A 21163-nucleotide genomic window follows, 5' to 3' on the forward strand; every position below is an offset into this window, starting at 1 on the left:
ACAACTATAATCAGTATCGAGATCATCTGTTGCGGATATCGTAGTCATTGGGCCGCCGCTTTCGCCCAAATCTAGGGCAACGCGGCTGACGACGGCTGACGTCTTGCCGGTTTCTACTTGGGCGCTTCGGTTGCCACCATCGACGCCCGGAGCGCGAAAGCCCCGAACCAGGCGGCCAAAGCCGGGCACGTCTGGCGCCAGTCCAATGCGGCAAACCGAAAATCGAGATAGCCAAGCGCACAGGCCGCAGCGATCTCGGCGATGCCTGCGGCGTCGTTGCGCAGCGCTGTCTGTTCGAGCCGGGCGAGACCTGCGCCGACCTTGGCGAGCTGGAATTCGGACCATTCAGCCCAACGGAGCGAGTCCGGCCGCATCGTGTTTTCCTGACGTGCGAGAATGGCGGCTTCGATCATGCCGTCGGCCAGCGCTTGCACGGTGAGCGCCCGCCATCGGGTCTGCGGCTCCAGCGGATGCAGCGCGCCCGGCGCGCCGGCCTCGGCTTCGAGTACCTCACAAATGACGGGGCTGTCATAGATCGCCTGCCCTGAGTCCAGGATGAGCGTCGGCACCTTGCCGGACGGATTGTGCGCGGTGGCGATGGACGGTGTCAGCGGTGCCGCCGCCGGAAGCGGGATCAGCTGGATGCGATCGATCATCCCGAGTTCGTGGGCAGCGACCATCACCTTGCGAACGTAAGGAGATGTTGGCGCGTGGTAGAGCTGCATATTGATGTTCCTGACTGATTGGCTGCGCATCGGCGGGATGGCCGCTTGCCCATTAGTAGCCGCGGCTGCGGTCCACCTCGAAGGAGATCGGTTGTCCATTCCGGACGGCTCGTATGTTGTCAGCGATCTGGCGCGCCGCGGCTTCCGGATGCGGGCGTGAGGCCAGATGAGGGGTGATCAACACATTCGGAAGATCCCACAGCGGGCTATCGTCGCGAAGCGGTTCCTGCTCCACGGTATCGAGCGTCGCGCCGCCGACATGACCGCTCCGGATCTCCCCAATCATTGCATCTTCCTCGATCAGCGCACCGCGGCCGAGATTGACGATTCTAACGCCGCGCTTCAACAACCGCAGGCGACGGCGGTCCAGGATCCTCCGTGTCGCCTCCGTCAGCGGCAGCAGCAGCACGACGACATCCAGATCCCGCAGAAAGCCGTCGAGCGTCGACAGGCCATGGCAGCATGCCACGCCCTCGACAGTCCTGGCCGTGCGCGACCAGCCCCGCACATCCAGTCCATGACGCACAAGCTCGGATGCGGCATGGCTTCCAAGTTCGCCGAGACCGAGCATGCCGACTTTGAACGTCTCCGCATTGCGCTGATGAATGAATCGCCAGATATGCTCCTTCTGCTGCGCCTCGCATTCGGGAATGTCCCGGAGATAGCGCAAGACGGCAAAGGTCACGTAGCTCGCCATCATCCGCACCATCGCCGGATCGGAGAGGCGTGCGATTTTCACATCGGGCAGATCGACGCGATCGACGATGTGATCCACGCCGGCGCCCAGATTGACGATGAGCGTGAGCGCATGAAACCCGTTCAACAATCCCGGCGGCGTGCTCCAGACCAGTGCATAACGCACGCGGCTCGGGTCAGGAATGTCGTCGGCCTGAAGGAGCTCGATGTCGGGAAGTTCTGCCTCGATCGCAGCCTTCCAGTCGACGTATCGGTGATACGCGCTGTGAAAGAGCATGATCTCCTTCGGCATCAGTGCGTCTCGATCGTTTGCGCAAGGATCCTCAGTGCCATCTCGTAGCTCAACACGCCAAATCCCGCGACCATGCCGGTGGCGGCACGCGAGACATAGGAGTGATGGCGGAACGGCTCGCGTTTCCAGATATTGCCCATATGCACCTCGACGATCGGTCCGCCGAAGGCAAAAAGTGCGTCCAGGATCGAGATCGACGTATAGGTCAGGGCCGTCGCATTGATCGCCAGACCCGCGGCGTTGCCGCGCGCCTCCTGAATCCAGTCGACCAGCTGACCTTCATGATTGGACTGAAGAAACCGCAGCTGCAAGCCCAGTTCGCCTGCGACGTCGACACATCGGCGCTCGAGCGATGCGAAACTGTCCGGGCCGTAGGCGCCCTTCGGATCGAGGCCATACAGGTTGGCGTTGGGTCCGTTGAGAATGTAGATGGTTCGATGTTCCGACATGCGCACCTCTTCCTGCCTTCATCAGAGCAGCTTTGGGCACATGAGCAATTCGGGAATTTTGATCTTCTAGGTCAACGAAGCAAAAGCGACCATTCCGATCGGAATGATCGCCTTGCACTTACACTTGCAGTTGTCCTCAGGCCCGAACAACGGCCGGCCGTACGAAAGTCCCGCTTCCGGCGTCCGCACTCACCGTCGTGCCATCGAAGATCGGCTGGCCGCGCAGATAGGTGGCGATCGGACGATACGGCAGTTCGAGTCCTTCATAGGGACTCCAGCTCACGTAATTGTTGCCGGACGCTGACGGATCGTAGCGATGCGGATCATGCGCCATGATCACCAGGTCGGCGTCGCGTCCCGGCTGGATCGCACCCTTCCGGTTGCCGATGCGGAACAGACGCGCCGGATTCGCGGCGAGCAGCCGTGCTGCGTGGCTAACATCGAGATCGCGCTCCGTCAGCCCCTTCATCAGAAGGGCATACAGAACTTCGAGGCCGGGCGCCCCCGACGAGTTTTTCAGCATGTCCGGATTGTTCTTGCGATCCTCCGACCAGGAGACGTGATCGGTCGAAACCACGGTGATGTGGCCGGCGGCAAGATGCCGCCACAACGCCTCCACTTCGGCACGCGGCCGGATCGGCGGGTTGATCTTGGCCTTGCCGACCAGACGCGAGACATCGTTCTCCTCGTCCAGCGTCAGATAGTGAATGCATGCCTCGACCGTAGTGTCGAAGCCTTGCCGGCGGTAGCTTTCACACAGGTCATAGCCTCTCCCCACCGAACAATGCACGATATGCGCGGAGCCGCCCGTCTTCTTGCCGCGTACACCTCAGAATAGCGAACGCTGCAATGTTACATGTATGTCGGCTGCCGGCCTTCCTCCGTCATCCAGCCGAGCTGCGCGGTGCGCCGGAATTGGACATACTGCCAGCCGCTGCGGACCGTCAGACCGGGCGGAACGCCAGCGCTGCGATGGCCTCATCTGCTGCGCGCACACCACTGTCGTGGGCGCCGTGGGCCGTCGAGAAATCCTGGGGATTGGTCGCTTCACCGGCGAAGAACAACCGTTCCTCGAAGGGCTGCGCGAGCGCTCGGCGGGCCGCCGCGTGCCCGGGCAGCGCGTAGCTGTAGGCACCACCCACACGAGTCATCCGCCCCCAGCTCGACGCAGCGAGCGGACGCAGCGTACGGCGAACGCCCGACCCGAACAGGGCGCTCAACTGGTCGATGGCATAATCGAAGGCCGCCGCAGGACCGGCCTCTTCCACCAACCGCGCGCCGTCGCCGCCAAAGAAGCTCTCGATCACCGGCCAACCGAAGGGACGGATATAGTAAGCGCCCGTTTGGGCCTCGCGTGGGTTACCGTACACCGCGGTCTCCGATGCGAAGGGACTCCTGCCGGCGATCTTCAGGAAGAGCTTCTCGTTTCGTCCCAGTGGCAGCAAGCTGGCGGCATGACGCCATGGGTCAAGCTCGATTGGAAGCCTGATCGCCTCGCCGGCCAATACGGCAGTTGAGACGGTGAGAATGGCGGCCCGCGCCCGAACAACGCCGACGGGCGTCGTGACCTTCACCCCCTTGGGCTCGATGTCGATGGATTCAACGGGGGTTGCAAGGCGGAGCGCCACCCGCGGCGGAAAGCTGCTCGCGATCAGCGAGCCGTAGCCGATCGGCACTCGCCAGTTACGACGCGTCGAGGCCTTGTCATAGGCCATATAATCGATGACCGAGAGCCGCTCCAGGCTCGCGCCGCTACCGAAGCCGCCGATGGCTCGGATGTAGGGGTTCCACTCACCATCCGGCGCCAGGGCGTCAGCCGCGCAATCGCTCGCCGGCGGCGTGGAGCCGAGCTGCTGCATCCAGGCAGCATAAGCCTGCCTGGCCGCGGCCTGCTGAGCCGGCGTGAAGCCGAGATCGCGGTATTGAGTCCCCCAAGCCTCAGGCCGCCGGTCGATGGTAATCCTGGCGGCTTCGGCGATCATGGACCACGCGTTACGATCCGCCGAATGCAGCAAGCCGCAGCCGAGATCGAGAGCGAGCCCCGAGAGCTCGAGGGTCAAGGCGCGACCGCCTAGGCCAGGGCTCGCCTCAAGCAAGAGTATCGAGAGTTTGCTTTGTACCAGCCGGCGGGCGGCGCCGATTCCGGCCGCCCCGCCGCCAATGATTACGACATCGACGTTTGTACTCATCAGGCGAGCACCTGCACGATGCTCCGGTCGTCACGCGCGGCAAAGGCGCGACTGAACTGCTGTCCGGACCGCACCAGACCTCGAGCGCTGTTGAGCCGGATGGCTTCGTACCTTCGAAGCGCCTGCGAGGCCCTGGGCCCGCACACACCACCCATGACGGATTGGGCAAGAGCCTCGGCGTCGTTCAGCGATGCGCTGAATCCGCTGCCCGTCATCGGCGTCGGGACGTGCGCCGCGTCTCCGACAAGAGCGATACGCTCGTTTGCCAGCCGCTCAGGAACGTACTCGGCGATGGGGGTGCCAATGACCGCGCGTCGCGCGATGCAGTCTAGAATGGCGTCAAGCCAGGGAGTCGGCCACCGTTCGCGGGCTTCATCGGCCAGTTCCCGAAAAGTCTGATCAGGGATGTCGATGGATCGAAGGGAATGGTGAACAACGGAGCCGACCACGCACCCCTTGTCTCTGAGCAGTCCGTTCCGGCTCGCATCGTACCAAGCCCAGCCGAGCTGACGTGAACCGCGCTGGGCCGAACCGTCGTCGCCTGGCAGCGGGTAGCCGAGGAGACAGCCGTCCGTAGCCTCCAGGAAAGCGACGTCATGAGGCCAGGGTCCACGCGGCGGGATCCTGGCTTCGGGGGTGACGCCTAGCCAGATCACGTAGCCAGCGAAGGTCGCGTCGGATTTCCCAGGCGAGACGCTGCGGCGCACTACGCTGCGGTGGCCATCGGCCCCGATGAGGATATCGCCCCGGACGGTTTGGCGGTCGGATGTGGTCGCCCAGGCACAATCGCTGTCCTGCCCGACACCATCAACCGTGGTGTGCTGATGAAGCGTAATGTTCGGGTCCATCTCGACGGTCGCGCGGAGGCTGGCATGGACCGTCGTCCATGTCTGAACGCCATGGGCCAAAGCATTCTGTGGTGCTGAAGGGCCCCCCGTGATCCTTTCGAGGAGACCGTGCTCCACTTGGAGGGCAGCGCCCGTCCGACCGGAAGCCTCCGACCGCTCCAGCAGCGTCACGTCCATGCCGCCGCGCGACAGGGTCAGCGCGGTCATCAAACCGGACAGCGATGCGCCGACGATCACGGCCTTGCCGTGGCCGCAGGGCCTGTTCTCGACGGGGAATGCCTCGCTTGGGGCGGCGTTCAATATCATCTCCATAGTAGATCTCTGCATGCGACTTCTGAGGGAGGACGCGAGAAGGTCGACGCGCCTCCACACCGACCTCAGAAGAGCGAAATTCCTGTCAGTTCGGCGAGCTTGGCCGTGAGCTGATCTTGGAAGGCGGGGTCCAGCACCTCTGCGGCAGGCTTCTGCTGTTTCCGGTGATGCCAGTATCCACCACTGATTGTCGCGGCGGGATCGTTGCTGATGGCGAGCCAGGTCTGGGTGAGATGTCCCATCTTCAGGTCGTCGGGGGCCCCGGAACCGCCCATTTTGGTGGGCACCCAGCCGGGATCGACGGCGTTGCTCAGCACCTCCGGCCAGTGCCGGGCGACCGCGACGGCGAGCGCCGCGACCTGGAGTTTGCTTTCGCAATAAGCCTGAGTCGCGTCCCAGCGTCGCGTAGTCCAGTCGATGTCCTGCAGCGAACCCCCGCCGCTGCGATGCATGCCGCTGCTGAGATAGATTAGACGATTCGGACGCTCGATCAGTGCGGTCAGCACGTAGGGGGCGAGTGTGTTCACGGCCAAGGTTGTCGCGTGGCCCTCCGGCGTCTCGCCCCGGCTCGGCGCAAGGTAGATGCCGGCGTTGTGGATGACAGCGTCCATGCGTCCGATGGCGTTCACCTGGTCGGCGATCGATCGGGTCTCGGCGGCGCTCCTGAGATCCCCGATGACAATTCCCGCGCAACGGGGACCCAGATCGGCGACTGCGGATGCTCGCTGCCGAGAACGCGCATGCACAACGACGTCATTGCCCTCGCTCATGAGATTGCGTGACGCGGCGAGGCCGAGCCCATCGGTGGAGCCTGTGATGAAGATGCGACCCATGGAGCGTCCTTTCTGAAGCTGGCGAATCTCCGAAGCGAGAGAGGCGCGTATGACCTCTCTTGGCTTCGTCCCTAGTCGGGAATGGCAAAGCCGTGGCTTGCGAGATTCAGCGAGTCCGGATCGGGGCCGCCGCGCACGCCGGTGTCGAGGGCGTCGATCGCCGCGATCTCATCAGCCGTCAGGGAGAAGTCGAAGACATTGAAGTTCTCGGCGATGCGGTGGGGCTTCACCGACTTCGGAATCGCCGAGAAGCCGTGATCAAGGTGCCAGCGCAGGATGATCTGCGCGGACGTCTTGGCGTACTTCTGCGCCAGGGCCGTGATCACCGCGTCCTGGAGGGGGTTTTTCTCAGCGCCGCGGTAGGTGTACGCGCCGCCGATCGGCGACCAGCTTTGCGTAAGGACGCCATGTCGGGCATTCGCCGCTCGCAGGGCAGGCTGGGTATAGTAGGGGTGAATTTGGATCTGGTTCACCGCCGGCACGATTTCGGTACGGGAGATGAGTTCATCGAGTTTCGCCGGCGTCAGGTTCGAGACCCCGATGGCGCGCACACGACCGTCCGCGAGGAGCCTCTCCGCTGCCTTGTAGGCCTGTATAGTCTTGTCGAATTCCGAGGCGAGGGGTTGGTGCAGCAACCACAGATCAAGCTGTTCGAGGCCGAGCTTCCTGAGGCTGACGTCGAAGGCTCGCAGCGCTGAGTCGTAGCCATAGTTGGTAATCCACACCTTGGTCTCGACAAAGATTTCCGAACGATCGATCTCGGCTCGCCGGATGCCTTCGCCCACTTCCCGCTCGTTGAAATAGGCGGCGGCCGTGTCAATGAGGCGATAGCCGTCGTTCAGGGCAGCCTCAACGGCGGCCGTCGTCTCTTCCGGCTTGGATTGGAATACGCCGAGGCCGAGGGCGGGCATCTGCACGCCATTGTTGAGGGTGAGGAAAGGCTCTCTTGCGGTCATGTCACACCTATCTCGCTTGGTCGCAGTCACTAACTCGGCTGTTGAGGGTGATGAACGGGCCGAAGACGAGTAGTGGGCCGAGTTCCTCCATCACCTTCGCCACGTGAGGACTGTTGGCGTGAGAGTCGACCGCTTCCTGGTTCGCCCAACCGTCTATGATGTAAAACGTGTTAGGATCGTCCATCTTTTGATAGATATCGTAGTAGAGGCAGCCCGCTTCGCGCCGGGCAGGCTCGACAAACTGCAGGACGAGGCTGTGAACTTTCTCTCGATCACGCGTCTCGCAACGCAGTTCACAGATGATGTGCCGCTCTTCTGACTTCGTGCTTTCCATGATCTGCTCTTTCTGACGCATGCGCTGCGCCGGGTTGAAGCCGAGCTGGATAGATTTCTCCGCTCAGTTCTTGCCGGCGTAGACGCGGGTCACGCCGCCATCGACGACCATGTCGACCCACGGACGTAGCGGCTGGCGTTGGACGCCAGGAACACCAAGGCATCGCCGACATTTTCCGCCGTTCCGACACGCCCTACTGGTATCTCGCCGGAGACTCGATCGGCGTAGTCGGCGATCTGCTGCTTGGTCAGCGGTTGATGGTCTTCATCATCTGGGCGGTATACCGTTCACCTTGGACCGGCTGCTTGGCCAGCAAGTCGCCCAGCTCACGCAGATCGTCCGCGGTAAGCTCGACCTTGGCGCCGCCGACATTCTCCTCCAGACGGTGGAGTTTAGTGGTGCCCGGGATCGGCACGATCCACGGCTTCTGGGTCAGTAGCCAGGCCAGCGCGACCTGTGCCGGCGTGGCGTTCTTGCGCGAGGCGATGTTACCGATCAAAGCGACAAGCTTCGCATTGGCTTCCTTTGCCTCATCCTGGAAGCGTGGCAGCGTGTTGCGGATATCGCCTTCCTTGAAGGTCGTGCTGGTGTCGATCTTGCCGGTTAGGAAGCCCTTGCCGAGCGGGCTGAAGCAAACAAAGCCAATACCCAGTTCCTCCAGCATCGGAAGGATTTCTATTTCTGGCTCACGCGTGAACATCGAATATTCGCTCTGCAAAGCGGCGAGCGGCTGCACGGCGTGAGCGCGGCGGATCATCTGTACGCCGGCTTCTGACATGCCGAAATACTTGACCTTACCTTCAGCGATCAGGTCCTTGACCGCGCCAGCGACGTCCTCGATCGGCACGTTGGGATCGACGCGATGCTGGTAGAACAGGTCGATGACATCGGTCTGGAGACGTTTCAGCGATTGCTCGGCCACCAGACGGATTCGTTCCGGGCGGCTGTCGAGACCCGCCGCTGGGCTACCATCCTTGAACCCAAACTTGGTGCCGATCACCACCTTGTCACGGAAAGGGGCTATGGCCTCGCCGACCATTTCTTCATTCAGGGCGCCATAGGCTTCGGCCGTGTCGAAGAAAGTCACGCCGCGCTCGAAGGCGGCGCGGATGAGGTTGACGGCTTCGGCGGTTTCGGTGGCAGGACCATAGCCGAAGGTCAGACCCATGCAGCCTAGGCCGAGGGCCGAAACCTCAAGGCCGCCTTTTCCGAGTGTGCGCTTTTGCATGCTTGAATCTCCTTTAAGCGCCCCAATCAGGCAGGGGCTAGTTATTGATCGATCGCGAGGCTCGAAGGACCTCGACTGCGAGCGATTGGATCACCAAATAATCTAATGGATGCTCGGAAATGCCATTAGTGGGCATTATGCGCATGAACTTGTGAGGCGGGGTCAGCAATCGGGATGGCCTGCAACTGCGTCCACCAGTGGCTGGCGCTAGGCTTCTCGACTGCCGGCTTACATGTTCTGAGCCAAAAAATGCCGAAAGTCCGCGCGCGATCGCGGAAAAGCATTTCGCGTGTATAGGGCGTTGCGCAACTTGGAATGCGCCGAACAGGATGAGCTCAATGAGGCTCCGAGGGACCGCGCGATCGACGAACACACGTTCAAGATTTCACGCTTTCTACCAATGGATTGGGTCCTACTCGCGTGACTTTGGCGCTCGCAACTCCATGCGATTGCGTGCTATTATTCTCATGCACTTGTGATTAGGGCTCAGGAATGGAACGAACGGATGCCAACGATCTAGTGGCTTTTCTTGCAGTGGCGCGTGAGGGGAGTTTCACTCGTGCCGCCGCCCGACTTCGCGTGTCGCCATCGGCCTTAAGCCACATCATGCGTCAGTTGGAAGAGCGGTTGGGCGTCCGGCTCCTTTCCAGAACCACACGGAGCGTCACGCCAACCGAAGCGGGCGAACGTCTCCTCCGCAGCATTGGGCCCAGGTTCGACGAAATCGACGCTGAGATCGCCGCGCTGAGCGATCTGAGAGAGAAGCCAGCGGGCCATGTTCGCATCAGCGCAGACGAGCATGCCGTCACAACGTTACTCCTCCCGGCAATGCAGAAGATCCTGCCGAACTATCCTGACATCAACGTCGAGATTGTGACCGAGAATGGTCTGATCGACATCGTCGCCGAACGGTACGATGCCGGCGTACGGATCGGCGAAGTTGTGGCTAAGGACATGATTGCTGTACCGATCGCGCCTGATATGCGCATGTTGGCTATGGCCTCACCGGCCTACTGGGCGCTGCATTCGAAGCCCAATACCCCGCAAGAGCTGATGGCGCACAACTGCATCAACATACGGCTACCGACACAAGGCGGCCTCTATGCCTGGGAATTCGAGAAGGCTGGTCGCGAATTCCGGATGCGGGTTGAGGGACAGTTGATCCTAAACAGCATTATCCAGATGCGCCAAGCGGCCGTCGACGGCTTGGGCGTGGCCTGCCTCTCTGAGGAATTCGCAAAGGCTGACATCGTTGAAGGGCGATTGGTGCCGGTCCTATCCGATTGGAGCACGCCCTTCGCTGGCTATCACCTTTACTACCCAAGCCGACGCCAACATACGCCAGCGTTCAAGATCCTGACTGAGGCCCTTCGTTACCGAGCGGCAAGTCCTTCACACGGTGGTCCGCAAGACTCCGCGTCGGAGGTTTCGGACCGAACCGAGGTGAAGTTCCGGCGCCCCGGGAAAACTGGACGAAGGGCCTAGCCACCCAACCAAAGAATGTCCGTTGGTCTTCTAGCGGCTCTCGAACACCGCCTTTACGACGGGGATCGCCGAGAAGACGTTGGGCCAACCCGTGTAGAAAGCAAGATGAGTGAGCAATTCGGACACCTGTGCACGGGTTAAGCCGTTGTCCATCGCGCGGTTCAGGTGGTAGGTGATCTGAACGACTTGACCCGCAGCGATCAGGCCGCTGACAGTGATGAGACTGCGGTCGCGCGGCGCCAGGTCTGGACGCAGCCACAGATCCTTGAATAGCAGGTCCCGCGTATAGTCCACGACACCAGGGGCGACGGCGCCGGAGATTTGTTGGGCAGTGGCTTCGCGCTTGGCCTCGGCCTCCTGATCGATCGGTAGGAGCTTCGGTGCGGCGGTCGGCAGTTGCTCAACAGTCACGCCTCGACCAGCGAAGACGGTCTTCGCGACGCTCACAGCCGACAACGCGTTGCCCCAGCCGGAGTAGAACGCCAGATGCGTGATGATCTCCGAGATTTCCGCCGGCGTGACCGCGTTATCGAGGGCTCTGTTGAGTTGGGAGGGCATCTCCACCATCTGATTGCGTGCAACCAGGACAGCCAAGGTAGCGATGCTGCGATCGCGCGGAGACAAGTCGGGACGCGACCAAACCTCGCCCAGCAACGATTCAGCCATGTAACGTTCGAGAGCTGGGGAGACCGAGCGGACGTCTTCCAGGCTCGGCGTGGGTGTGTTCGACATGGGCGTTCTCCTGTTAAGCGTTCGCGGGACGGCAGGCGGATGGCAGAACAAAAGACAGCGCGATCTAGCCGGGCAAATTATTCGCTCCAAAAGGAATGCGCCTCCGTCTCGTAAAATGATATGGCCTGGAAACCCCGGAGATTAGACCTCCGATACTGGATGCGGTTGTGTCTCTGGCTCATCAATCCAACCCTCCTTGCGTGATCGCACTGCTCAGCGTCGAGTCTCATTCGGGTCTAGTTCAGTCCACGATATCGGCTTGAGCCGCGCCGGCCACAGCGGTGCGCGACCGAACCAAACCATAGCGAAAACGGCTGCCAACCAGATGATGTTGTGAGGCGGGATCGACAGCGTTCTTGCAAGTCGCTCAGCACCAATGGACAGGGGTCGAGCGATTGCGCTATGTCATGCGCTGCTTGTGGATCGCACGCGTTCAGGTTGACGTCGAGCGTGGCGCGGCAGCCAGCCAGCCAGCCAACACCGCGCGGCTTCCTCACGGTCCCGGGCACGGTAAGACGGCGATCGTGTAACCGCCTCCCCCAATTTCTGAGCGAGATCTTGAGTTCGTGTTAACCTAGCGCTGGAACGCGCCCCTGGGGTGCGCCACTGCGCACTATTCGTGAGCGCCCTTCACAACCGCATGCGAATAACAACATCTGGTTTCATGTTATGCCGCGCATTAAGTTTGGCGCCAGCGGTACTCAACCAGAGACTTGCACCGAATTGAAAGTAGCGGGACTCGTTGCGCCGGCGACAAGACGCATGGATGAATGATGATTACTCGGAGACACATGGTTGCTGCCGCCGGGGGCCTTGCCGCAGTCGCTGCGACGAGAGGGATTATGGCGCAGGAGAGGAAAGTCACTATGCAGATTTCGCGCGTCGGTTTACAGCCGTCCAGCAAAGGCCCCGCCGAATATTTCACCGGCTCCGTGCGGACAGATACGCGGTTTCAAGGTACCGCTCCCGCGCGGATTGTAGGCGCGACGGTCACATTCGAGCCGGGTGCTCGCACAGCCTGGCACACGCATCCGCTAGGCCAGACTCTGATTGTGATGTCTGGCTGCGGATGGGTGCAGGTCGAGGGCGACCCGAAAGAGGAGATCCACCCCGGCGATGTGGTCTGGTTCGCTCCCGGCGAAAAACACTGGCACGGCGCGACCGCCACCACGGCAATGTCCCACATCGCAATAGTTGAGGCTCTCGATGGGAAAAATGTCGACTGGATGGAAAAAGTCACCGACGCAGATTATGCGGGATGATTCCCGACGCGGCGCAGCCGCTGCTGTACCGGATCCCTCCGAGGTTCGATCTTCAGATTACCCTGAACTCCTCGATACGAGGTTGCTTCAGATCGGCTTCAAAACGCGCGTATGACCAGGGCCATGAGACGACCTTGCCCTGCTTGTCGAAGTACCAACTCTTGCATCCCCCGGTTACCCAAACCGTATGCTTGATTGCCTCTTCGACCTCGGCGTTGAATGTGTCGGTCGCTTCTTCAGTCGGCTCGACCTCACGATAAGTCCCATCGGCCAACTGCTTGATGAGTTCCATCGCATAGCCGATCTGAACCTCGGCTGTGCGCAGGAACGAGAAGTTGCCGATCGGACTGTTCGGCCCGCCGACGAAGAACAGATTGGGGCACCCTGACACGGCAACCGAGCGATATGCCCGGCACGAATCCTTCCAGCGCTGGTTGAGGCTGATTCCATCTCGACCGATGATCACCGCCGGGCGGAAGAAGGCGAACGGATCGAAACCGGTCGCGTAGACAAGCGCATCAAGCTGATGCAGGACGCCATCGCTCGTCCGAACCCCGACGGCCTCGATTCGCGTGATCGGAGTATCGACCAAGTGGGCGTTCGGTTGCTGTATCGCCGGATAGAACTTGTCCGAAACGATCAGACGCTTACATCCAGCCTGATAGGATGGCGTCAATCGTCGGCGAAGATCCGGATCCTGCACATTCTCTTCAAGATTCTGCCGGCACAGCCGCGCCATCTCGGCAAGGCCAGCATCGTTCTCTCCGACCAGAGACGCCGCGAACCTCTGATTGAACAGGTTGTTGAGATTCTGGTAAAGCTCCGCCATCTTCCGCGGTTCCGTCCGAAACGCTGTCTTCTTTTCTTCAGGAAACGGGTTGTTCGGAACGTTGACGATCCACTGTGGCGTCCGCTGGAACAGTGACACTGATGCCACTTCACCGACGATAGCGGGCAAAATCTGTGTAGCAGTCGATCCCGTGCCGATAATGCCGACACGCTTGCCGGCGAGCGGGATGGTATGGTCCCATTTCGAACTATGGAAGGCTACTCCGGCAAAGCTGTCACGCCCTTCGATTTCCGGTAGCACAGGCTTGTGCAACACGCCGGTCGCCGCGACGACGACATTGAACAGGCCTTCGTCGCCTCGTACGGTCGCAATCCGCCACATTCCATCGCCGACAAACTCGGCCTTCGTGACTTCGCTCGAGAACCGGACTTGTTCGATAATGCCGAGCTGTTCCGCCACCCCCCGAAAATAGGCGTGAATCTCCGCAGCAGGCGAATACTCGCGGCTCCATTCGGCGTTCGGCGCAAACGAGTACCGGTAAAGGTGCGAAGGAACGTCGCAAGTCAGGCCAGGATAGGTGTTGTCACGCCAGGTCCCTCCCACATCGTCGGCACGCTCGAAGATCGTGAAGGCTATCCCTGCTCGCTTCAAATTTGCCGCCATCGCAATGCCGGAGGCGCCGGCACCAATAATGGCAACCTCGAACGGAGCTCGTCCCTTCTTCGTCATCTTTGCTTCTTTCAACAGTCCCGTTCGACGGGCATTTCGATACCTATTGATTGAGATCGACATCTCTGGGAACCGCTCAATTTCGCGGATATCCTCAATCTGACTTTCCGCTCAGGACTTGATCGAGCAATTCCCAGCGTTCCCCCTTGAACTTCATGAGCTGCAGCTGCTCGATTGGTTCGAAATCCGTGGCGCTGGTGTTGACGAGAATTCCCGGCAGCAATCCTTGCAGCTGAAGATCCTTGATGCTCGCTGCCTGTTTCATCACGTTCTCGCGCGTGAGATCGTCGCCACACTGCGTCAAGACGTAAGCGAGCGTCTGCGCGGCGCTGTACGCATAGATTTGCATGTTGTCCGACCTATCCGCTCCTGGCATATACTTTGCTAGAAAGTTGAGGTAGGCCTTCATGCCGGCATCATCTTTCCATTGCGGATCCACAGGGTCCTTCAGGTAGACGACCGAGATGATGTCCTGACCGTTTTCGAGACCCGCGGGCTTCATGACGCTCCCGATCGAGGTCGAATTGTTCGGCAGAATATGAAGCGGCTTCCAGCCCAGCTCGGCGACCTTACGGATGGCCTGCGCCGCGAATTTGGGCGTCGCCACATCCACAAAGACGTCCGCATTCTCCGACTTGAACTTTACGATCTGAGACTCGACCGTCGGCTGCGATGTCTCGTAGCTCGCTTCGGCAACGATAAGCGACACTTTTTCCCCAAGACCGTCTTTCAAGCCTTTGAGGTAGTCCTTTCCAAAATCGTCATTTTGATAAAGAACCGCGATCCGCGCATCCGGCTTCGTCCTCAATATGTATTTTGCGTAGATTCTTGCCTCGCTTTGGTAGCTAGGCTGCCAGCCCATGGTCCACGGGAAGTGCTGCCGATCGTTCCATCGCGTTGCGCCGCTGGCGACAAAGAGATGCGGTACCTTCTTCTGATTCAGATACTTTTGCACGGCCGCATTGGAAGGCGTCCCCACCAGCTGAAAGGTAAGGAGCACTTCATCGGCCTCGACAAGCTTTCGGACCTGCTCGATAGCCTTCGGCGGGCTGTACCCATCGTCGTAGGTGATGAAATTGATCTTGCGGCCATTAATTCCGCCATCGTCATTGATCTTCTTAAAGTAGGCCTCTTCCGTTTTTCCGATTACGGCGTAGGCCGAAGCAGGACCGCTATAGGGGCTCAATTGACCGATCTTGATCTCAGTGTCGCTTGCTCCGACATCATACTTCTTTTGCGCAGACACGGAGCCAACGCTTGCTGCAAGCAGAACCAGCGCAACCGATAGGGACGGCGTCTTCCGATTTACAGAGCGCATTATGGCCTCCTTCGTTTCCTCTCGGCGGGCCCCGCACGAGCCTTCGCCAAAGCCGATCGATGATGCATTTCGTCAGATGGACATCTCAGAACCCTTCCTCGTTACTCGCTCGGGCTTTGGTCAGAGACGGCCAGATCATCGAGGACCGTCCTGTCCGCTTTTCCAGCACCGCGACGCGCGCTCCCCATATTCGGTCGAGAAAGTCCATTCATGTTCTGCTCTTGCCGCTGGCTGGTCTTTGACCAGACCAAGCTCAACGCGAGCCTCCTCTGATGCTGGCGCCGCTCATAACCTGGGTATATTGCGACTGCTTGAGCCGATCCCACTCCCCTACTCTTGCGACGCCTTCGCGCAATTTGACTTTCTGAACGCGTTCTGACGGGGTTTTGGGAAACTCGGTGTAGAATTGCAGATAGCGCGGAATTGCAAAGCTTGGCAGACGACCGTTACACCACTCGATCAGCGCCTCGGGCTCCAGGCAGTGATCACGCTTCAGAATGATGCACGCCTTGACCTCGTCTTCTCCGGCCTCCTCGTCCGCAGGCACACCAATCACCGCCACATCCTCAATCGCGGGATGCTCCCGAATCTGTTCCTCGACTTCGAATGACGAAATGTTTTCGCCTCGTCGCCTCAGAGCGTCTTTGATGCGGTCTACGAAATAGAACCAGCCCTGCTCGTCCTGTTTGAGGGCATCCCCGGTATGAAACCATTGATTTCGGAACGCCTCGGCAGTCTTCTCGGGCATGCTTACGTATCCTTGGTTAAGGGTCCAAGGCTCCCTTGATCTCACCACGAGCTCGCCGATTTCGCCGGTCCTCACCGGCAAGTCCGTTTCCGGATCGACAAGCTTGACGTCGAACCATTGTTTCACCTGTACGCCACATGCACCCTTTGGACGGTGGATGCCGTATGGGGCCAACATCGGCATGCAGATCTCGGTTTGTCCGAACGCCTCCACGACCTCCATCTCGCCAAATCTTTGCTTGAACCGCCCCATCATATCGTGGGGCGTCGGTGCAGCGAACATGCAACGGAGATTGTGCTTGCGATCGCTCGCTGTCGGCGGCTGCGCCATGATGAACGGCAGTGTGACGCCAACCGAGTTCACGATCGTTGACTGACTGTCGATCACCCGCCGAAGCCAGTCCGTCGCACTGAACTTTCTGAAGAGAACGCATCGAGCGCCATAGATCAGACAGGGATATATCGTCAGAAACTGCGCATTGCCGTGGAAGAACGGAAAGCTCGTGGAATAGACATCATCCTTTGAGAGCTTGACCAGTTGCGCATCCAGCTCAGCAAACAAATACATCTGAGCATGCGGCATCAACACACCCTTCGAAAGCCCGGTCGTTCCCGATGTATAGAGAATTGCTCCGAGGTCGCGGGGACTCACGTCGACGTCAGGATCGCTGGAGTGGTCGGAATTGAGCTCCGAAAGGTCGTGAACCTCGAGCGAACCGCCGCTAGCTGCGGGTTTTGGGATGATGGAATCATCAGTCCACGCCACAATTCTCCTCAGATACGACAGCCGTGGCGCGCTTCGTTGAATGAATTCCAATGCATCGACGGGAGCAACAATCGTCTCCGCGCGGCAAACGTTGACCTGATGCTCGAAGAAAGTGCCGCGATAGTCCGGATTGATCGCGACTTCGACCGCGCCGATCTTGTTGGCCGCGAACCACAGAAGCACGTACTCAAGGCAGTTCGGAAGGAAGAGAATGACGCGGTCGCCCTTGCCTATGCCAAGTCTCTGAAGACCGCGGGCCAGGCGGTTGACGCGTGAGTTGACGTCAGAAAATGTCAGCGCGGGCTGGTTCGTTGTCCATTGCAAGAAGGGACGATCGCCGATGCGAGCCGCTTGATGTTGCAACACAGCGGACACCGTCCACTGCTCTTTCGGAAATCGAGGCGCGAATTCCGGATAGTACAGCATCGGCAATCTCCTGAGGTGATGAGAGCGAATCGACACAGCCGGCACCTAGCCATCTCGACAGCCGCCACGTCAGAGAGCGCAAACGTCGATGGTTTCCTCACGATTTTTGCGACTCTTCTTAAGTCGGGAATTATTCTAATTCATTTTAGATGTCAATCCGAGCCCACCTCGAAATCTAATTTAATTTAGAAAACGGATTTTTGGAACGGCGTCGGACGTCCCGACGTCGAACAGGTCAACAGATTATGGAAAGCGAGACACGAAGACGGGCAGCGAATCTGCTGTCCCATGAACCTCGTGATACGCAGTTTGACGTGGGAAACATCGGCGGGTCATCCGCCGCTAGGCCTGCAAACAAATGGGACGAACCTGACCGAAACGCCGACACCTTGTTCAGCCGGAAGCGGCAGGCGCTTGCTTCCCGGCGTCACCCGGTAGCCTGACAGCCACACCGCCGACGTTGAAGTCGAACTCAAAGCGTTCGCTGGCATGCGAGGGGCTGCTATCGACTGCTCCTCAAGTCGGACCGTCACTTTCAGACACGCGGCAACTGCTCTTTAGGGAAACGCGCCGCCATCAACTCAATTCTTCGTGCGCCCGCGGACTGCACCCCTACCTCGTTTCGACGCACTGACACCGTCCATGACCATCTTTACGAAGAAGTCGGCCAGTTGCTCCGCGGACAACCGGCCGTTCGGACGAAACCATTCGGGCGCAGCGTTGACGGCGCTATAAATCAAAAGCCGGTAAGCCCCCGGGTCGATTCCAGGATCTAGTTCGCCGGATTTCATCGCTGCCTTGATGAGCTTATCAAGGAATTTGCCATATCGATTGTATTCGACCTTGATCCGCTCGGTCGTTTCTTGCGAAACTTGTCCTATCAATCTCGCGGTAGCCCGAGCGTAGTTGCTTTCGGCCAGCATCAGGAGCAGGTGTGACCGGATGGCAGCCTCAAGGCGCTGTCGAGGCGTCGACGATCGAGGAAGAGCCGCGACGACTTCTTGCGCGCGACCAAACGTCATCTCGACGCCCTTCCTCAGCACTTCTTCGACCAGTTCTTCTCTCGAGTCGAAGTGATAATACAAACTGCCGGCATGAGTCTTGGCGCGCGCAGCGATTTCATTCAGAACCGCATGGGCATAGCCGCGTTCCGCGATAACAGCCGCAGCTGCATCCAGAATTTGCCGCCGCTTCCGCTCGCTGCGCGGCCTTGATTCGATGCTGGATCGCGTATCCACCTGCTCTAGAGCCCCTTTTGAGAGTGATGCAGCAGACCCTATCAGCATTCGCCACGGCCGTCACCGTTGCTCACCGCTAAGACCGCTGTCATGCCGCTCAGTATTTTCCTGCGCCGCAGGACCTGCGGAAGCCTGCCCCGGGGAGGCTCGACCCGCCTGCGCGGTTGATTTCTAATTCGAATTAGGTTTAGAATTCATCCAGGGCTTCGGAACGCGCTCCATCGACCGCATGCTGACGCCCGACGTCGCGGAGTTGCGATTGCTGGTCGGTCGAGACGGGCTTCCGGATAGGTCCGAGGTCACAAGCACGCACTCGGTGCGAGCAAGAGGAAGGTCTAGCTCGACTGAGTTCTTGCAGAATATTGCTCCAATCCAGGATCTTTATATGACTGTTGCCGATGCGTTGAAGTCTCGCAGATCTGTCCGGGCGTTCTTGAAGAAGCCCGTCGCGCGGGATTTGCTTGAGACAATTCTGGTTGCAGCGGGGCGGGCGCCGTCCGGTGGAAACGTACAACCATGGCATGTCTGGGCTCTGGCAGGCGACGAACTGGCACGTTTCAAGGCGCTGATCGCCGCGCGCATGGAGGTCACCCCTATGGGAGAAGGGACGGAGTATAACATCTACCCGCCGGGATTGACCGAACCTTACAGAAGCAGGCGGTTCCAGAATGGGGAGGACCTCTACCGGACGCTCGGCATTCCGCGCGACGAGAAGCCCCGACGCCTCCAACAACTCGCCAAGAACTACGAATTCTTTGGGGCTCCCGTCGGCCTTTTCTTCGCCATCGATCGCCAGATGCAGCCCGGACAGTGGGCCGACCTTGGCATGTACATGCAGTCGATCATGCTTCTCGCCGTGGAAAATGGGCTTAGCTCTTGTCCGCAGGAAGCCTGGGCCGCCTGGCACAAGACCATCGCGGAATTCATCGAACTGCCGACCAATCTTATGATCTTCTGTGGCATGGCTCTCGGCTATGAAGCCTCAGAGCATCCAATCAATTCGCTCCGGGCCGATCGCGCTGATCCTGCCGAGTACGTGACAATGCGCGGCTTTTGACCGGCGACTGTCGAGCCCAACAGGTCAAGCTATCCCCATTGAATGCGAGCAGCAGTCCTGATGAGCGAGATGAATATCCCTGGCCACTATTCCATCGATTGGTACGACGACGGTGCGGTATTTCGACTGTTGCGACCCGCGCGCTTGAACGCTCTGACGGTTCAGATGCTTCAAGGCCTCGCTGACTGCCTTGACCGGCTCGAGAAGCAGCGCGGGCGCTTCTTGATCATCATCGGAGAAGGCGATCGGGCTTTTTCGGCCGGGACCGATCTATCGGAACTCGCGGGCTTGTCCGCCGAAGCGATCGGGAGCAAAGGGCGCACGACAACCCAATTGTTCTACCGGCTGTCCAAGGCGCCGATCCTGAGCGTTGCCGCGCTCAACGGCCTTGCCTTCGGTGGCGGCCTCGAACTCGCGATGTCTTGCACGTTCCGGCTGGCTGCCCGGCATGCGCGGATGTCGTTACCCGAAATCAAGCTCGGTGCCCTCCCAGCCTACGGTGGGACACAGTTATTGCCAGCTCTCGTTGGCCCCTCTCGCGCGTTAGATCTGATGCTCACAGGACGATCGATCGACGCAGCCGAGGCGCTCGCCATCGGGCTAATCACGCGCGTGGCGGATTCTGATGAACCTCTTGCGGATCAGGCTCTGACTTTCTTGCGCTCGATAACCCGGTATAGCCAGCCCGCCATCGATGGGATCCGGGCATGTGTGAATGCATCCAGTCCCACCGTGACAGTTGCCGGGCTTGCGGTCGAATCCGACGTTGCGTCGCGGGTGGCCGCCGGTCCCGATGCTCTGGAGGGCATCCGCGCCTTTCTCGAGAAGAGGCCGGCCACCTTCACACACAAATAGATCGATGCCGACCGACCAAGTGGGGGTGGCGAGCTCCTGCCGCCCTTTATGGCGGGCCATAGCGCGCGAAAAGAAGCCGTAGCTCCGCGCCATTATCTCTTCCTGCACCAGCTCTCACGGAGTGGCTGCCGCCGGTGATGACGTTCAGACCGCGATCGACACAACAGCGCTATAACAAAGGCACAATGGCAGAGAACGCTTCGGAACCGGGCGAGTGGAAGATGTCAGGCGTCATTCGTGTTGTCAGACTGACGACTGACGTCGGGATCGCTCCGGCAAGCTCTGCCTGGCGCAGTGCCGTAGCTTCCGTCCGTTGAGACAGTCCTCCAATTGCATCGACGACGTATTGGACCTTGTGACCCGCAGCAACAGCGTCCAACACCGTCTGCAAAACGACCACCTCGGCGGCAAATCCCGCAATGACAAGCGTCTTGCGCCTATTGGATGCGAGCGCTGAAACCGTCGCCTTGTCCATGAACGGACCTGTCAATGTCCGCTTCAGGGTATTGGCCTGCGTCGCGTAAGGCAGAAGCTCCGGTATCAAGATGGGCTCTCCCTTGCGCTCCGGCACCACACTGAACAGCATTGGAAGCTTGAGGACAGTTGCGACTTTTGCAAGTGCCGCAGCGGAGCGGCCCAGGACTTCGGGAGAGACTGTCTTGCTGCCCGCAACCAGCGAGACTTGAAGGTCTGCGAAAAGGACCTGCACGTCGTTGTAGTCGATCCGCGCTCCTCCACGTGCCGTCACCCTATCGCCGCTGGCTTTGCCTTGCGCCGGCACCATCGTGGGTGCGACGGCCAGCATGGACGCGGCAAGGCCCGTTCGGAGCAAATCTCGTCTTGCAAGTACAGTTTTCATATTGTCGTACATTCCACGCTTATGAATGTTGGAGGGG

General features: G+C 59.9%; 20 protein-coding genes and 1 pseudogene. 4 read left to right on the forward strand and 17 right to left on the reverse strand.

Annotation, left to right across the window (positions count from 1 at the left end):
• Window positions 1-113 precede the first annotated feature (113 nt).
• The 11 genes and pseudogenes from AC1RR3_RS00665 to AC1RR3_RS00715 all read right to left on the reverse strand — a co-directional run bounded on the left by AC1RR3_RS00665 (window position 114) and on the right by AC1RR3_RS00715 (window position 8862).
• Window positions 114-824 carry a glutathione S-transferase gene (locus AC1RR3_RS00665; RefSeq protein ID WP_492818328.1) on the reverse strand — a complete coding sequence of 237 codons (711 nt, stop codon included), beginning with the start codon at window positions 822-824 and terminating at the stop codon, window positions 114-116.
• Entirely contained in the window at window positions 778-1713 is a 936-nt protein-coding gene (locus AC1RR3_RS00670) for an NAD(P)-dependent oxidoreductase (protein WP_492818330.1), read from the reverse strand. Before AC1RR3_RS00670 ends, AC1RR3_RS00665 begins: the two co-directional genes overlap by 47 nt.
• Window positions 1713-2162: a type II 3-dehydroquinate dehydratase gene (locus AC1RR3_RS00675; protein ID WP_492818332.1), complete on the reverse strand. Its 450-nt coding sequence runs from the start codon at window positions 2160-2162 to the stop codon at window positions 1713-1715. Before AC1RR3_RS00675 ends, AC1RR3_RS00670 begins: the two co-directional genes overlap by 1 nt.
• Before the next feature lie 136 nt (window positions 2163-2298).
• A pseudogene (locus AC1RR3_RS00680) lies at window positions 2299-2982 on the reverse strand (dihydroorotase); the annotation flags it as partial.
• Window positions 2983-3106: 124 nt separating this feature from the next.
• Complete coding sequence (locus AC1RR3_RS00685; protein ID WP_492818334.1) at window positions 3107-4351, reverse strand: flavin monoamine oxidase family protein; 1245 nt, start codon at window positions 4349-4351, stop codon at window positions 3107-3109.
• Entirely contained in the window at window positions 4351-5511 is a 1161-nt protein-coding gene (locus AC1RR3_RS00690; protein WP_492818336.1) for an FAD-dependent monooxygenase, read from the reverse strand. The genes AC1RR3_RS00685 and AC1RR3_RS00690 overlap by 1 nt, the downstream gene beginning before the upstream one ends.
• Window positions 5512-5576: 65 nt before the next feature.
• The gene (locus AC1RR3_RS00695; RefSeq protein WP_492818338.1) at window positions 5577-6344 is read right to left on the reverse strand and encodes an SDR family NAD(P)-dependent oxidoreductase; all 768 of its coding nucleotides are present in this window, start codon (window positions 6342-6344) and stop codon (window positions 5577-5579) included.
• A gap of 71 nt (window positions 6345-6415) precedes the next feature.
• On the reverse strand, window positions 6416-7300 hold the full coding sequence (locus AC1RR3_RS00700; RefSeq protein WP_492818340.1) for an aldo/keto reductase: 885 nt from the start codon (window positions 7298-7300) through the stop codon (window positions 6416-6418).
• Between the two features lie 7 nt (window positions 7301-7307).
• The gene (locus tag AC1RR3_RS00705) at window positions 7308-7655 is read right to left on the reverse strand and encodes a putative quinol monooxygenase (RefSeq protein WP_492818342.1); all 348 of its coding nucleotides are present in this window, start codon (window positions 7653-7655) and stop codon (window positions 7308-7310) included.
• Window positions 7656-7723: 68 nt separating this feature from the next.
• Window positions 7724-7885 carry an SDR family oxidoreductase gene (locus AC1RR3_RS00710; RefSeq protein WP_492819760.1) on the reverse strand — a complete coding sequence of 54 codons (162 nt, stop codon included), beginning with the start codon at window positions 7883-7885 and terminating at the stop codon, window positions 7724-7726.
• Window positions 7882-8862: an aldo/keto reductase gene (locus AC1RR3_RS00715; RefSeq protein ID WP_492818344.1), complete on the reverse strand. Its 981-nt coding sequence runs from the start codon at window positions 8860-8862 to the stop codon at window positions 7882-7884. The genes AC1RR3_RS00710 and AC1RR3_RS00715 overlap by 4 nt, the downstream gene beginning before the upstream one ends.
• A 492-nt stretch (window positions 8863-9354) precedes the next feature.
• Here AC1RR3_RS00715 and AC1RR3_RS00720 point away from each other — a divergent pair, with 492 nt between their 5' ends.
• On the forward strand, window positions 9355-10347 hold the full coding sequence (locus AC1RR3_RS00720; RefSeq protein WP_492818346.1) for a LysR family transcriptional regulator: 993 nt from the start codon (window positions 9355-9357) through the stop codon (window positions 10345-10347).
• Window positions 10348-10377: 30 nt separating this feature from the next.
• Here AC1RR3_RS00720 and AC1RR3_RS00725 read toward each other — a convergent pair whose 3' ends face one another.
• Entirely contained in the window at window positions 10378-11079 is a 702-nt protein-coding gene (locus AC1RR3_RS00725; RefSeq protein WP_492818348.1) for a carboxymuconolactone decarboxylase family protein, read from the reverse strand.
• Window positions 11080-11945: 866 nt separating this feature from the next.
• Between AC1RR3_RS00725 and AC1RR3_RS00730 the strand changes: the two genes are divergently transcribed.
• The gene (locus tag AC1RR3_RS00730) at window positions 11946-12341 is read left to right on the forward strand and encodes a (R)-mandelonitrile lyase (RefSeq protein ID WP_492818350.1); all 396 of its coding nucleotides are present in this window, start codon (window positions 11946-11948) and stop codon (window positions 12339-12341) included.
• A 52-nt stretch (window positions 12342-12393) separates the two neighbouring features.
• Here AC1RR3_RS00730 and AC1RR3_RS00735 read toward each other — a convergent pair whose 3' ends face one another.
• The 4 genes from AC1RR3_RS00735 to AC1RR3_RS00750 all read right to left on the reverse strand — a co-directional run bounded on the left by AC1RR3_RS00735 (window position 12394) and on the right by AC1RR3_RS00750 (window position 18355).
• A complete protein-coding gene (locus tag AC1RR3_RS00735) occupies window positions 12394-13860 on the reverse strand; it encodes a flavin-containing monooxygenase (RefSeq protein WP_492818352.1) in 1467 nt (488 codons plus the stop codon).
• Between the two features lie 94 nt (window positions 13861-13954).
• The gene (locus AC1RR3_RS00740; RefSeq protein ID WP_492818354.1) at window positions 13955-15178 is read right to left on the reverse strand and encodes an ABC transporter substrate-binding protein; all 1224 of its coding nucleotides are present in this window, start codon (window positions 15176-15178) and stop codon (window positions 13955-13957) included.
• 253 nt (window positions 15179-15431) lie between these two features.
• Window positions 15432-17117, reverse strand: coding sequence for an AMP-binding protein (locus tag AC1RR3_RS00745; protein ID WP_492818357.1), 1686 nt, complete (start codon window positions 17115-17117; stop codon window positions 15432-15434).
• A 581-nt stretch (window positions 17118-17698) separates the two neighbouring features.
• The gene (locus AC1RR3_RS00750) at window positions 17699-18355 is read right to left on the reverse strand and encodes a TetR/AcrR family transcriptional regulator (protein ID WP_492818359.1); all 657 of its coding nucleotides are present in this window, start codon (window positions 18353-18355) and stop codon (window positions 17699-17701) included.
• Between the two features lie 385 nt (window positions 18356-18740).
• On the opposite strand from AC1RR3_RS00750, the gene AC1RR3_RS00755 reads away from it, so the two are divergent.
• Window positions 18741-19412, forward strand: coding sequence for a nitroreductase (locus AC1RR3_RS00755; protein ID WP_492818361.1), 672 nt, complete (start codon window positions 18741-18743; stop codon window positions 19410-19412).
• A gap of 60 nt (window positions 19413-19472) precedes the next feature.
• On the forward strand, window positions 19473-20267 hold the full coding sequence (locus AC1RR3_RS00760; protein WP_492818363.1) for an enoyl-CoA hydratase/isomerase family protein: 795 nt from the start codon (window positions 19473-19475) through the stop codon (window positions 20265-20267).
• A 169-nt stretch (window positions 20268-20436) separates the two neighbouring features.
• On the opposite strand, the gene AC1RR3_RS00765 is transcribed toward AC1RR3_RS00760, so the two are convergent.
• Window positions 20437-21138: an isochorismatase family protein gene (locus AC1RR3_RS00765; RefSeq protein WP_492818365.1), complete on the reverse strand. Its 702-nt coding sequence runs from the start codon at window positions 21136-21138 to the stop codon at window positions 20437-20439.
• Window positions 21139-21163 lie beyond the last annotated feature (25 nt).

The sequence above is a fragment of the Bradyrhizobium sp. GW821-FHT13H05 genome (assembly GCF_058804065.1).